Source organism: Kitasatospora sp. NBC_00240 (assembly GCF_026342405.1).
In the GTDB taxonomy this organism is placed as follows: Bacteria; Actinomycetota; Actinomycetes; order Streptomycetales; family Streptomycetaceae; genus Kitasatospora.
Genome location: NZ_JAPEMU010000001.1, coordinates 5,090,940 through 5,103,806, shown reverse-complemented (window position 1 = coordinate 5,103,806; position 12,867 = coordinate 5,090,940). Strand labels below are relative to the sequence as shown.

At 68.7% G+C, this 12,867-nt stretch carries 10 protein-coding genes and 1 pseudogene; 4 read left to right on the top strand and 7 right to left on the bottom strand.

Annotated features, from left to right (window positions below; genetic code table 11):
- Nucleotides 1–135: 135 nt before the first annotated feature.
- On the bottom strand, nt 136–603 hold the full coding sequence (locus OG689_RS21615; RefSeq protein ID WP_266322570.1) for an HIT family protein: 468 nt from the start codon (nt 601–603) through the stop codon (nt 136–138).
- Nucleotides 604–794: 191 nt separating this feature from the next.
- Here OG689_RS21615 and argS point away from each other — a divergent pair, with 191 nt between their 5' ends.
- Entirely contained in the window at nt 795–2,558 is a 1,764-nt protein-coding gene (argS, locus tag OG689_RS21610) for an arginine--tRNA ligase (RefSeq protein WP_266322569.1), read from the top strand.
- Between the two features lie 25 nt (nt 2,559–2,583).
- On the opposite strand, the gene OG689_RS21605 is transcribed toward argS, so the two are convergent.
- From OG689_RS21605 to OG689_RS21590, 4 genes are all read right to left on the bottom strand, one after another.
- Nucleotides 2,584–3,384, bottom strand: coding sequence for a hypothetical protein (locus OG689_RS21605; RefSeq protein ID WP_266322568.1), 801 nt, complete (start codon nt 3,382–3,384; stop codon nt 2,584–2,586).
- Nucleotides 3,381–4,316, bottom strand: a complete 936-nt coding sequence (locus OG689_RS21600; protein ID WP_266322567.1) for a class I SAM-dependent methyltransferase — start codon at nt 4,314–4,316, stop codon at nt 3,381–3,383. Before OG689_RS21600 ends, OG689_RS21605 begins: the two co-directional genes overlap by 4 nt.
- A gap of 79 nt (nt 4,317–4,395) precedes the next feature.
- Nucleotides 4,396–5,907, bottom strand: a complete 1,512-nt coding sequence (locus OG689_RS21595; RefSeq protein WP_266322566.1) for a pyridoxal-dependent decarboxylase — start codon at nt 5,905–5,907, stop codon at nt 4,396–4,398.
- Nucleotides 5,908–6,197: 290 nt separating this feature from the next.
- Nucleotides 6,198–6,701, bottom strand: coding sequence for an ATP-binding protein (locus OG689_RS21590; protein WP_266322565.1), 504 nt, complete (start codon nt 6,699–6,701; stop codon nt 6,198–6,200).
- Between the two features lie 217 nt (nt 6,702–6,918).
- Here OG689_RS21590 and OG689_RS21585 point away from each other — a divergent pair.
- The 3 genes and pseudogenes from OG689_RS21585 to OG689_RS21575 form a co-directional block, all read left to right on the top strand.
- A pseudogene (locus OG689_RS21585) lies at nt 6,919–7,131 on the top strand (helix-turn-helix domain-containing protein); the annotation flags it as partial.
- 168 nt (nt 7,132–7,299) lie between these two features.
- Nucleotides 7,300–8,310, top strand: a complete 1,011-nt coding sequence (locus OG689_RS21580) for a hypothetical protein (RefSeq protein ID WP_266327329.1) — start codon at nt 7,300–7,302, stop codon at nt 8,308–8,310.
- Nucleotides 8,307–9,191, top strand: coding sequence for an aminoglycoside phosphotransferase family protein (locus OG689_RS21575; RefSeq protein WP_266322564.1), 885 nt, complete (start codon nt 8,307–8,309; stop codon nt 9,189–9,191). The genes OG689_RS21580 and OG689_RS21575 overlap by 4 nt, the downstream gene beginning before the upstream one ends.
- A gap of 736 nt (nt 9,192–9,927) precedes the next feature.
- On the opposite strand, the gene OG689_RS21570 is transcribed toward OG689_RS21575, so the two are convergent.
- Together OG689_RS21570 and OG689_RS21565 are read right to left on the bottom strand one after the other, a co-directional pair.
- On the bottom strand, nt 9,928–11,754 hold the full coding sequence (locus OG689_RS21570; RefSeq protein ID WP_266322563.1) for a DUF262 domain-containing protein: 1,827 nt from the start codon (nt 11,752–11,754) through the stop codon (nt 9,928–9,930).
- 183 nt (nt 11,755–11,937) lie between these two features.
- Entirely contained in the window at nt 11,938–12,849 is a 912-nt protein-coding gene (locus tag OG689_RS21565) for a DMT family transporter (protein ID WP_266322562.1), read from the bottom strand.
- Nucleotides 12,850–12,867 lie beyond the last annotated feature (18 nt).

Sequence of the window (12,867 nt, the reverse complement as noted above, 5' to 3'; positions counted from 1 at the left end):
CACCGACCGCATGGTCGCGACGCCGGTGAACCGCGCCGCCCAACCTCAGCCGCCGACGCCGCCAGCCCCACGACCCCGACGCCGATAGCCCATCACCCGTCGGTGCCAACTTCTCAGGCGCGACGGGTGAATGGACTACGCCAGTAGCCCGCGGAGAGCATCGGCATCCGCGAGGAATCGGTGATCCGCGGGATGGCCTGGCCGGAGGAAGGACGTGGGGAGTGGCGATCCTGGCGCTGGATCGTCGTCGTACCTGGGGATGAGGTGGACGTGCAGGTGGGGCACCGAGTTTCCCAGCACCTCATAGTTCATCTTGACGACGTTGAAGTGGCTCTCGACCGCCCGCGCGGCCAGGAGCATCTCGCGGAAGAAGCCAGCGGCCTGGTCCTCGTCGAGTTGCGTCGGCTCGGCGACGTGGGGTCCGTTCCAGATCGCCATGGCGTAGCCGGGAAGGGCCGCCCGGTTCAGGTACACGTCGGCGAATGCTCCGTGCAGGATCCGGAGGCCATGGCCGTTGTCCTCCATCCCTCGGGTGGCGCACATGGGACAGTCGAGACCGGCCTTCCGGTCCTCCCAGTCTGCTGGCCACGTCGACGTACTCATGATCCTTGGATAGCGCCCGAGGGCTCCTCCCGCACCTTGAGCGGGCCAAGGCGGACTCGGCCGCGTGGGCGGCTGCAGGTCGGCACCAGCTGTCCGGGGACTCATAATCCGGCGGCCACTTTCCGTCAGCACCTCTACTATTTAAACAAGTTGGCAGCGGATTGTCCGTTCGCGCCGGAGAGGGAATCCCAGTGACTGAGGTAATTGCAGCGATCAGCCTTGCGGAGCAAGCCGTGTCGGCCGCCATGGCCCGCGTCCTGCCGCCTGAGCTGTCCGAGCGAGACCCTCTCGTCCGACCCTCCGAGCACGCCGACTTCCAGTCGAACGTCGCCATGTCGCTGGCCAAGCAGGCCGGGCGCCCGCCGCGGGACCTGGCGCAGACACTCCAGGGTGAGCTGGACGGCGGCCTGATCTCGTCGAGCCTGTCCGGCCCCGGGTTCCTCAACCTGACAGTGGCGGACTCGCAGCTCTGGGGACAGGTCGAGGCCCGGCTCGCGGACCACCGGCTGGGCATCGGCCTGCCGCTGGCTGGCACGCGCACCGTCATCGACTACTCGGCGCCGAACATCGCCAAGGAGATGCACGTCGGCCACCTGCGGACGACCGTTATCGGTGACTCGCTCGTCCGGGTGCTGACCTTCCTCGGTGGCGATGTCGTCCGGCAGAACCACCTGGGTGACTGGGGAACCCAGTTCGGCATGCTGATCCAGTACATCGATGAGCACCCCGAAGCACAGTGGCGGGGTGGTGCCGGGGGTGCCGATGTCGGCGAGCAGGTCTCCGCGCTCGACGGCCTGTACCGGGCAGCACGGCAGAAGTTCGACGCCGACCCCGAGTTCGTCGAGCGTGCCCGGCAGCGGGTGGTGGCCCTGCAAGGCGGCGACGAGACCACGCTGGCCGTGTGGCGCGAGCTGGTCGCGGTGTCCACCCAGGCGTTCCAGCAGCTCTACGACCGGCTCGGAGTCCTGCTGACCGAGCAGGACTCCGCTGGCGAGTCGACCTACAACCCGTTCCTGGAGGAGGTCGTCGAAGAGTTGGTCGAGGCTGGCATCGCGGTCGACAGCGACGGCGCGCTGTGCGTGTTCTTCGACGACGTGACCGGCCCGGACGGCGAGCCGGCGCCGCTGATCGTGCGCAAGAAGGACGGTGGCTACGGCTACGCGGCCACCGACCTGGCCACCATTCGCCACCGGATCCGGAAGCTCGAAGCCGACCGGATCCTGTACGTCGTCGACGCCCGGCAGTCCCTGCACTTCCAGATGGTCTTCGCCACCGCCCGCCGGGCCGGCTGGCTCACCGACGACGTCGAGGCCGTCCATGTGCCGTTCGGGACTGTGATGGGCCCTGGCGGCACCCCGTTCAAGACCCGCTCCGGCGGCACGGTGCGGCTGTCGGAGCTCCTGGACGCGGCGGTCGAGGGCGCTCGAGAGGCAATCGCCGACAAGCCGCACGACCTGACCGGCGACGCGATGGAGCAGGTGATCCAGGCTGCCGGGATCGGCGCGGTCAAGTACGCCGATCTGTCGACGTCACGCGCGAAGAACTACGTTTTCGACATCGCCCAGATGGTCTCGCTCCAGGGCAACACCGGCGTCTACATGCAGTACGCCCACGCCCGGGTCCGGACCATCCTCAGCAAGGCTCCGAAGGAGGCCCTGGGCCAGCCCGTCGACGCCTCCCTGCCGCTGCACCCCGCGGAGCGCGCGCTGATTCTTCTACTGGACGGCTTCGACGCCGCCGTTCGCGAGGTTGCCCAGGAGTTGGAGCCGCACCGGCTGTGCGGGTACCTGTTCTCCCTGGCCAAAGCCCTCACGGACTTCTACGGCGCCTGCCCGGTCCTCAAGGCGGAGACGCCGGCCATGCGGGCGAACCGGGTGGCCCTGTGCCGTCTGACCGCACAGACGCTGGCCCGGGGCCTGGACCTGCTCGGCCTCCAGGCCCCGGATCGGATGTAGCAGGTGGTTCCCCCGGTGGGCGCGACTACGCGCCCACCGGGGTCTCGCGCAGCGCCCTCAGCAGCTGTCGGCGTTGGTCGCTGTCCTGCCGCAGGTGGATGCCGTCCCGCGTGCTGACGGCACCATCGGCCACGAGCGGGCTCATCCCGCGTTGCAGTGAGGAGAACAGCGCCGGGGATCGGCCCAGCGCCTCGTCGTAACCGAGGTGGTCCTCACCGCACACACCGCCAGGGTCTCCCGTCAGCGCGCGTAAGACGTCATGGACTGTGAACTCCTCGTCCTCGTTGACCAGGGACAGGGCGAGCAGGGCGACGGACCGCTCGGCGCGGTTGCGATGCCTCTCGTACGCTGCGGCGTCGCCGCCCAGGAAGACGTGCGGAACGGTGAGCGCGTTGAGGACCAGCCGGAGCCTGAAGAGCCGGGAGTCGAGGAACCAGGGCTCTGCGACCACGGGATCCACCGTCACCTCGCCCTCTGGTGTCACGGCGAAGCCCCCGAGGGTGATGGCGTCCTCGACCTCGTACACGGTGGCGTGGAGCTTGCTGGCATAGGAGACCTCCTGGTCCAGTCCGAGCCCGTGCTGTTGGTGGAGTCCGATGACGTCGCGGGTGAGCGCGTGCAGCCGTTCGGAGGGCAGAACCTCGACGCCGACGAAGAGGAGGTCGATGTCGGACGAGGCATGCGCGCTGCCGTCGGCGTGCGACCCGTATGCCAGTCCGTAGCCGTCGGCGCCGACGTACTCGGCGCGGAGCATGGCCGCGGCTCCGAAGACGTCATACGGGCTTCTGTTGTGCTGGCGGGGAAGCAGGTGGTCGTCGGCGGTCACGCGGCCTCCGCCCGGTTGCGCGGAAGGTGGCGATCGGCCGGGCCGGCCCAGAAGTCGATCACGTAAGCGCCGGTGGGGATGAAGACCTCGCCAGACGGCTGGGTGTGGGCGTCCACGAAGGCACTGATCTCGCGGTGCACGTGCGGGTCGTCCATCAGCACCGACAGGGACTTCATGTGCACGATGGCGAACCACGCGCGGGCGGCCTCCGGGTTGGGCGCGACAGCGATCCCACCGAGCCGGGAGAAGTGCAGTCGTCCCTCCCCGCGTGCCTCCGCGTCCTGGAGCTCCTCGAGGAGGATCTCGCGGGTGTAGCCGCGTCCTGTTCCGGGGAACGGAGCGACCTTCTCCCAGGCCCTGGTGACCAGCTGCTGCTCGGGGGTCTCGGAGTCGAAGAACAGGGCCAGCAGGTGCCCGCCCGGCGCGAGCAGCCGGAGGGCGTCGCGGACCAGACCGCCCGCCTCCCGGCGCCCCTGCGCGAGGTCGGCCCTGGGCACGATGCCGTCGGCGCCCAGCGCCTCGAAGTAGTCCATCAGCGGATAGCTCAGCGACCAGAACGCACCGACGACGTCGAAGGAGCCGGCCAGGCCCTCGTCGAGCATCCGGCGGACCGAGAACTTGGTCTCCTGCTGGAGTGCCTCGGCCTTGGGGTACCGGGCCTTGAAGGTATCGACCATGGACTGGCTGTAGTCGGTGGCGCGCAGGTGACGCGCGTACGGGGCGAGGCTGGCGGTGACGCGCCCGGTGCCGCAGCCGAGTTCGGCGACGGACAGGCCGGGCGCGTCGCCGGGACGGCCGTAGTGGCGCTCCATCAGCTGGCCGATGAGCTCGGTGTCCTCGACGCCGTCGAAGTAGTGGGGGAGGAGGAGCTGGTCGTAGAGGCCGGGGACCTGGTAGATCTCCCGGAACAAGGACTGGTGTGCTGAGGACATAGTGGTGCCCCTTCTCGGTTGGGAGGAGTGCGCGCCGCCGCCGGTGCGGCGGCGCGCAGGCTGACGACCGCCGGAAGTGCTACTCGCAGTCGCGCCCGAGTGCGGTGACGTGGTCGAGCACACCGGTGAGGTGGTGCTCCTCGATCCGCAGGTTCTGGCCCATGAACCTGAGCGGGTACAGGGTCGCGCCGCGGTAGAAGGTCCCCTTGTCGGGGAGACTGAACTGGTGCAGGTGCCACGTACCTTCGGCGAGCATGCGGTCATGGATGGCCTGGTTGACCTTGTTGATCCGATCGACGTCGGGGGCCGCCAGGTCCACATCGGCGGGGACGTACATGAACGCCACCGCTGTCAGGTCGGGGTCGTTCAGGCGCACGAGCCTGGGCGAGGCGTCCACCAGCTCCGTGAACCGCCTTGTCGTTTCCAGCCGCCGTTCGACCATGGCCGCGAGCCCGGACCGGCCGTACGCCTTGACCATCATCCAGAGCTTGAGCGACATCCACGCCTTCGAGCCGATGAAGGGCGTGGTCTGACCGATCGCGAAGTCCTCCTGCATGATCAGGTCCGAGTAGCTCGCGACCATCCTCATGTGTGCCGGGTCGCGCACCAGCAGTGCGCTGAGGGCGTACGGGATGCCCATGACCTTGTGCGGGTCCACCGTGATGCTGTCGAAGCCGCCGATCCCGTCGATCTTGTGACTGAGCTTGTCCGTCAGCGCACACGCGAGGCCCCAGCACGCGTCCGCGTGCAGCCAGATGCTCTCGTCGACCGAGCGCACCAGGTCGTGCACCCCGCTTAGGTTCTCGATGGTGTGGGTGCGACTGTCGCCGGCGTACGCGACGACCGCCATCACTGAGCCGGCCTCCTTGCGGAGCGTGCGTTCCAGCGCCCGTAGGTCGTAGCGGAAGTCGATGGTGTCGACCTCGACCAGACGGGAGCCGCAGCCGATCCACGCCATGGCGCTCTTGACGCTGTAGTGGCCGATCCCGCGCGGCACCACGATGGAAAGCTTGGAGGGGTCGGTGATCCCGTGCTCCATGGTGCCCGGCGCGCGGTGCTCCCTGGCGAGCATCATCGCGATGGTGTTGCTGAGCGTGCCGCCGTGGGTGACGCACCCACCGACGTCCCAGATCGACTCGGTCCTCTCGACCGCGGAGTTGCGGTATCCGAGCAGCCCGCGCAGCCAACGCAACACCGCGATCTCGACGAAGGTGCCGCTCGGGGAGTCGAAGCTCTGGTTGATCAGGTTCTGCTGGGTGAACAGGGAGAGCAGGCCGCCGCAGAGGGCAGCCACGTCATCGCCCGTGTCGCCGAAGCCGAGGAAGAACGGACTGTTCTCGTTCTTGCAGTCCGGCAGCACGTCGCGGACGAACTCGTCGAGTACCGCCTCGATCGGGCTGCCTTCTTCCGGCAGCGGGACGAGCAGCGTGTCCCTCAGCTCGAACGGCTGGCGGCGTGCCTGGAAGACGGAGTCCTGGAGCTTGAAATCGAGGCCCAGGTCGATAAGGCGGGTGAACAGGCCGCGCAACTCCTCGCGGTGCTCGGCGGTGAGGTGGCGCGGCGGCTGATCCAGGACAAGCGGTGTGGTCATCGATGCCTCCAGTGATGCAAAGTCACATGCCTGCGAGCTGACGGCTGGATGAGGCATGTCGTGCTGCCGCCAGCCGCTCGAATCGGAGCGAACCCTCCCCGGACGGGAGGCGCGGCGATTAGCTTGGGAACCATGAGAGTTGACCGGCGGCTCGGACTGTCGTACTGACGCGTTCCATGACGTACCCCTCGTCGCTTTCGAGTTGGTCGTGGTGTTCGTTCGGGACGTGCGAAAGCAGCTCCGGTCCGCACCAGGAGAGGGCGGATCGGCGCGAACAACGGATGGGAATTTCAGCGCGCCCCTGGCGAGACGTCAGGTGGCGTGAGCGGGAGCAGGCCCCAGACGACCTTGCCGCGCGGGTTGGGGCGCCAGCCCCAGCTCTCGGTGAGGGCATCCACGATCAGCAGGCCCCGACCGTCCTCATCGTCCGTGTCGGCCGGCCGGGGCGCGGGCGTCTCCGGCGACTGGTCGGCGACTTCGACGAGCAATCCGTGCGCGGCCAGGTCCACGTTGACGTCCACCCGGTCCGCCGGCCCGGAGACCGCGACGGCGTTGGCCACAAGCTCCCCCAGGACGAGTTCGAGGTCTTCCAGCAGGCCGCTCGGAAGATGCTCGACGAAGTGCTGGTGGGCGCGGTGGCGCGCCGCGTTGGCCGCCCTCCGGTCAGGAGTGAGTACGCACTTGAGCGTCCCGACTCTGGCTGGCTGACCGGCTACCGCGACCAGGGCCGCCGCGCAGCCCTCGCCGCTGGCCGTCACACCGCCGGCTGCAGAACTGCTCCCGAGATCTCGCACGAACTCACCTCCCCAGTCGCGACCGGGCTACTGGACAACCCCAGCCGGTCATATATCTGATCGCGTGGATAGCACCGAAGTCTCTCCACAGCGCACCAGTAGCGGTGTGTAATGGAGCGTGAGCGCTTGAGAGACATTCAGCCCTGCCACGGACTGCCTGGCCAGTACCGGCAATCGGACAGCACCGTTGTCCACAAGAGACGCCTCGGGGGACCAAATGCCGCGACCGCCAAAGCCGTTGGACCCGACCCGATCGGCAGCCCACTGGCTTGGCGCCGAACTCCGACACTGGCGCGAATTACGGAAGCTGAGCCAGGACGAACTCGGTGTCCTGGTCCACCTGAGTGGTGACCTGATCAGCAAGTTCGAGCGGGCCGAACGTCCCTGCCGGCTCCGGCATGCGACGGCGCTGGACGCCGCGCTGGATACCGGCGGCGTCCTCTCACGAAGCGTCGCGCTAGCTGACGCTGAAATGGACAACCGCTCCCGGGAAATGGACAACTCGCCCGGCGGGGCCGCAATCCCTCCCCGAGAGGCCGGGGTCGGAGGCACGCTGGAGGGACCACTGTCCGCTCCCAAGTGGAACGAGTCCATTCCCATGGAACGACGGAACTTCCTTGCCGCGACCAGCACTGTTCTCGCCGCCGGACCCCTGCTCCAGCTGATGAACACAGCACCAGCCGCCGCCACCCCCTCCGCGGTGCGGCCCACCGACGTCGAGCAGATCCGAACGGCCGCATCCACCCTACGCAGTTGGGACAACCTCTACGGCGGCGCCGGCGTCGTCCGAGACACCGCCCTCGCCCAACTCCACTGGGCGGCCAGTCTGCTGAACAGCAACTGCCCTGCCCCGCTCAGAGCCGGACTGTTCAGCGCCGTCAGCCGCCTGGCCACCGTCGTAGGCGCCTCGGCCTTCGACGCCTTCGCCCACGAAGACGCCCATCGTCTCTTCGCCTTTGCCACCTCCTGCGCCGAGGAAGTGGACAACTGGCCGCTGCGCGCCATCTCCTACAACCTGCGCTCCCGACAGGCCACCTGGCGCGGCGATCCGGACTCCGGACTCACCCTGGCCGAACTCGGCCTCGCCCGAGCGGATCGTCTCTCCCCTGCCGAATGCTCCATGCTCCACAACGCCCGCGCCCGAGCCCTCGCCAAAATGGGCCGCACCCATCAGACGCTGGCGGCGATCGGAGCGTCCGACGAACTCTTCGCCTCGATCGTCCCCGCCAACGAGGGACCGTGGATGGCCTACTACGACGGCGCCCAGCACCACGGCGACACCGGCCATGCCCTGTTCGACCTCGCACTCGCCGGCCACCCGCCGCAGGAAGCGCTCCAGCGACTGCAGACCGCCGTCGACAGCCACGGCGACGGATTCGCCAGGTCCCGCACCTTCTCGCGAACGAAGCTGGCCTCCCTACGTATGGCAGCCGGCGACCCCGAACAGGCACTGGCGGACGGCCGCATCGCGCTCGCCGAGGTGAGCCAACTCCGCTCACTGCGCGCCAACCACGAGCTGGGCGAGCTGAGCCGCATCGCCCACCGTCACCGCACGACCTCCGGCATCCGGGACCTGCGCGAGCAGATCACCTCTACGGTGGTGGTGTGACCAGCGCCGCCGATTCCCACGCACTGCTGCTGAAGGCCTGCGCCGCCGCAGGCCTGTCAGCGGACCAGGCTGAGCCCATCCGCATCGGCGAGAACGCCCTGTGGCGACTGCGCCACCAGGTAGTCGCCCGCGTCGGCCGCCCCGGGCAGTGGGACGCCGCCGTACGGGAGCTGGCGGTCGCCCGCTGGCTGCGCACCTGCGACATCCCGGCTGTGCGCCCGCTCGACCACCTGCGAGAGCCGTTGGACGTCGAGGGCAGCCCGGTGACCTTTTGGCACGAACTGCCCGAGCACCGGCCCGGCACCGCCGCAGACATCGCACCGCTCCTCCGCCGCATCCACGAACTCCCGATTCCCGACTTCCCGTTGGGCCGACTGGCCCCGTTCGTCCGCCTCGCCGCTCGCATCGACAATGCAGCCACACTCGACGACGAACAGCGGCAGTGGCTCCGCCAGCACCTCGCCGACCGCCAGGCCGCGTGGTCTGAGCTGCCTGCTGGCCTTCCCACGAGCGTCATCCACGGTGACGCCTGGGGTGGAAACGTCGCGGTTACCCCCGCCACCGCCTACCTCCTCGACTTCGAGCGGACCTCCCAAGGCCCGCCCGAATGGGACCTCACCGCCACCGCTGTGGGCCACGGGACCTTCGGCACCGTTTCCGACCAGCACTACGAAGCCTTCTGCGAGGCGTACGGTGCCGACGTGACCACCTGGGCCGGCTACCCGATCCTGCGCGACATCCGCGAACTCCGGGTCACCTGCTTCGCCCTCCAGCACGCCGCCGCAGACCCGCACCGCCACCGCGAGGAGGCCCACCACCGCCTCGCCTGCATCCAGGGGCAGAACGGTCCCCGCCCCTGGAACTGGACGGCCGTAGGTTAGATCACGCTCGCCGTCGACCAACTCGGCGCCGCCCCCAGTGGCGCCGCCTTCGTCGGCGACCTGAGGCCGATCTCCACGGCGCCCGCGCCGCCGGAGTCACGGCGGTCGGCGCGGGCTGGGGCCTTACGATGATCGCCGATCCAGCCACCGGCGGAGGCCACGCAACCTTCAGCTCTACGGCGCTCCGCTCCTTACGTTCGGTCCTACCTCTTGTGCCTGTCCAGCCAGGCATGGCCGGGCAGCGTCAGCTCCAAGGCGCCCGCGAGCCAAGCCCGCTGGCCGGCGCCGAGGTGGGGCAGCATCTGGTCGAAGGGTTCGACGGCTTCCTGCCGAGTCGGTTGTGACGTTCGGCCATGGCTCAGCATGTCGAGTTCCCACTCGGTTGGGAAGGCCGGAAGTGCCGCCGCTTCCGTCATCAGGGGCGCTCGGCGTGAGAGGCAGTGGCGGATCCTCCCTGAGCCCGCGAGCGAGCGCTGATCGGGTCGGGGGACCTGATCAGGCCGTGCCAGATCCGTGCCAGAACGGGCGGTGGAGGACGGTCAGCAGCGGTCGGAAGCGGACCCGTCGCGAGCCCGCCTGATCGGGTATCGCCGCAGTTCAGAGGCCGTTTTCAGCTCGAAGGGCCAAAGATTCCCAAGCTTATAGCGCGAGTTCGATTCTCGTCGCCCGCTCCGAAGGAAAGCCCCAGGTCGATGACCTGGGGCTTTCCTGTCGTCCGGGGGGCGCTTGCCGGCGATCAGTCTTCGTCGACCTCGTCCACCGGATCGGTGGTGGGGTAGCCGTCCTCGGCGACGACCGCCTTGCCTGTGGCCTTCTCGATCGCCTCGACCAGGGCCCGCTGTCGGGCGTTGAAGAAGCCCGCGAAGTCATCCTTGGCGAGCAGCGCGGGATCAGCCAGGTGGGTACGGATGTGGTCGGCCACGGTGTCCGCCTCCACCTCGGCGTTCTTGGCGAGCCTGGGGAGGTAGGAGGAGGGCGCTGCCCCGCCGATGATCCGGTTGGTGCGTCCGGTCAGCGGGGTCTTGTTGACGATCGAGTTGTAGCTGCCCCTGGGGATGTTCTCCCGCTCGCACCACGCCTGCGGGAAGATGTGGTGGATGTCCACGGCCTCTGCGAAGTACTCGGTGATCTCGGTCTTCTCGCCGGTCCGCCAGTCGACGGCGCCTTCCTTCATCAGCAGGGCGTAGATCCCCTTGTAGGCGGCGCTGTTGCGGGTACGCAATGTCAGCAGGCGGCTCTCACTGAACCGGGCGTCGCGGATGGTGCGAGGTTCGGCCCCCGTGCCGCGCACCCAGCCCACGGTCTCGGGGAGGTCGTGGCTGAACCTGGTCTCCGTCGAGCCGCCGTACAACTCGCCGAAGACACCGCACCAGTACCAACGGGCCAGCTTCAGCTGTGCACCCGCCGGTTCGGCATGCTCGCCGAGCATGCTGAGGATCGCGGCGAGCGGGATCAGCTGGGTGCCGTAGGGCAGGAACTTGGTGTCGAAGAGGTACTGCTGGCGGAGGAACTTGGCGGCGTCCTTGAAGCCCTGGACGACCAGTGGCGCGAAGCGGCGGTAATCGTCGAGACCCAGTTCCAGCATGTCCTTGCGCTTGCAGCCGATCCGGGGCAGCCGTTCCTCGTCGACCCCGACGGTAGCTGCCTCGACCCGCCGGGCGGCCGTCGCCATCAGCGTGACGGCCTGCAGGAAGTCGGTGTTGGAAACATCTTTGAGGACGCGGTACTCCGGCGCTTTCCACGCGGTCCGAACCACGTTGTCCCAGTGGCTGCGCAGGTCGAACTCGTCGGCGGCGTAGGTGGCAGTGAGCAGCTCGAAGACAGTGAGGGTGACGCCGCCGGTGTTGACCTTCTCGAAGACCTGGCAGACCGCCTGACGCTCGGTCTGCTTCCCGAGTTCGATCACCGGCACCTGGTAGAGCTCGAAGGGACGGACGAAAGCCTCCTCGAAGTCCCGCCACCACTTGCGGCCGTCCTCGCCGCGCGCCTTCCAGTAGTCCTCGTAGCCGTAGCTCCAGTCGCGGTTGGCGAAGAGCTGGGAAAGCGGGAAGAGCCGGGCCGCGTACTCCTTCTCCGGGGTCGAGCAGTCCTCGACGGGTTCGCCCCGGAAGGTGCGCACCACCCGGTCCGCCGGCAGCAGGCGGATGGCGTCCTCACGGTCCAGCTGGGGGTCGAGGGCCTTGACCATGTCGACGTAGAACCAGCCGGAGATCCGCTGCTTGCGCTGGTTCTGCGTCTCGACCGGTTTGCCGAGCATGAGCGACTGGAAGAGCGAGGTCATCCGCTGCTGGCCGTCAAGGATCAGGGTGTCCGGCTCGGCACCCGGAGGCGGGGTGGCGCCCTCAACCGGGCGGCACTTGAAACGGACGTCACCACCGGTCTGCAGCAACATGAGAGTGCCGACCGGGTATCCGCGAGAGATCGAGGCGAGCAGGCCGATGATGTTGTGGTCCGGCCACACCCAGCCGCGTTGGAACTCCGGCAGCTGCGCCTCCCCCTCGGCCACCCGTCGCAGCAAGTTGACCAACTGGATCTTGTCGATCCCGAATGCTTGCTCCGTCACGGCCCGTCCCCTCCCTTGACACTGAACGCAGCCGAGGTTATCGGGTGTTGGAGCGCACCCGAGGTCGGTTCCAAAACCGAGGAGCGGGTCGAGCGGCTGTTGCCGTCCTCCGGCATGGGCGCAGTTCGTGATTGCCTTCGGTCTTCCGGAGGAGGTGGCACGTCACTGGACGCCGGGCGCCGGTCAGGCCGGTGCCGAGGCGCGGAGGGTGCCGAGGGCGCGCCGGGGCCGGCGTCGGGTCATCGCCACTCCGGTGAGGACGACCGCCATCCCGACGGCGATGCGGAGGCTGAGCGGCTCGTGCAGCACGACCGCCCCCAGCAGGACGGAGACCACCGGCAGCAGGTAGCCGACGGTGGCGGCGTTGGTGGCGCCTTCGTCCGCGATGATCCGATACGTGAGGTGGAAGGTGATCCCGGTGGCGAAGATCCCCAGGACGCCGACGGCGAGCAGGGTCTCCGGGGCGAGATGGACGGGCGCCAGGCCGCCGGCGGGCAGGGTCAGTGCGGTCAGTGCGGTGGCGGCGACGAGTTGGGCCGAGGACAGGGCGATGGTGGGGATGCCCGTGGCGACGAGGTTGCGCCCCATGTAGGCGAAGCCGACGGCGTAGCTGGCCGCGGCCGCGAGAATGGCCAGGGCGCCCCAGCCGACGGGCCCGGTCTGCTGCCAGGGGCTGAAGATCACGACGGTGCCCGCGAAGCCGAGCAGGAGCCCGCCCAGACGCACCGGGCGCAGGCCGCGCTCGGTGCCGATCGCGAGGCCGATCAGCAGTGACCACAGCGGGGTCGTCGCGTTGAGGACGCCGGCCATGCCGGAGCCGACGGTCTGCTCGCCGAGGCTGAACAGGGCGAACGGCAGGGCGTTGCAGAAGAAGGCCGCCACGAGCAGATGACGTCGGACGGCACGACCACGTGGCAGGGGTGCGCGTGCCTTCAGGGCCAGGACCAGCAGCATCAGGGATCCCAGTGCGCAGCGGGCAAGAGTCACCTGGACGGGGGACAGTCCGGCCAGCGCCAGCTTGATCCACAGAAAGGTCGATCCCCAGAGCAGAGCGAGAACGCCCAACCGGGCCCAGGCCCGCGGTCCGCTGTTCACTGGTCGCTCCTCGTCCGG

Coding starts and splice junctions, on each gene's coding strand:
- OG689_RS21615 (WP_266322570.1), bottom strand. CDS start 603: ATGAGTACGTCGACGTGGCCAGCAGACTGGGAGGACCGGAAGGCCGGT.
- OG689_RS21600 (WP_266322567.1), bottom strand. CDS start 4,316: ATGTCCTCAGCACACCAGTCCTTGTTCCGGGAGATCTACCAGGTCCCC.
- OG689_RS21595 (WP_266322566.1), bottom strand. CDS start 5,907: ATGACCACACCGCTTGTCCTGGATCAGCCGCCGCGCCACCTCACCGCC.
- OG689_RS21580 (WP_266327329.1), top strand. CDS start 7,300: ATGGAACGACGGAACTTCCTTGCCGCGACCAGCACTGTTCTCGCCGCC.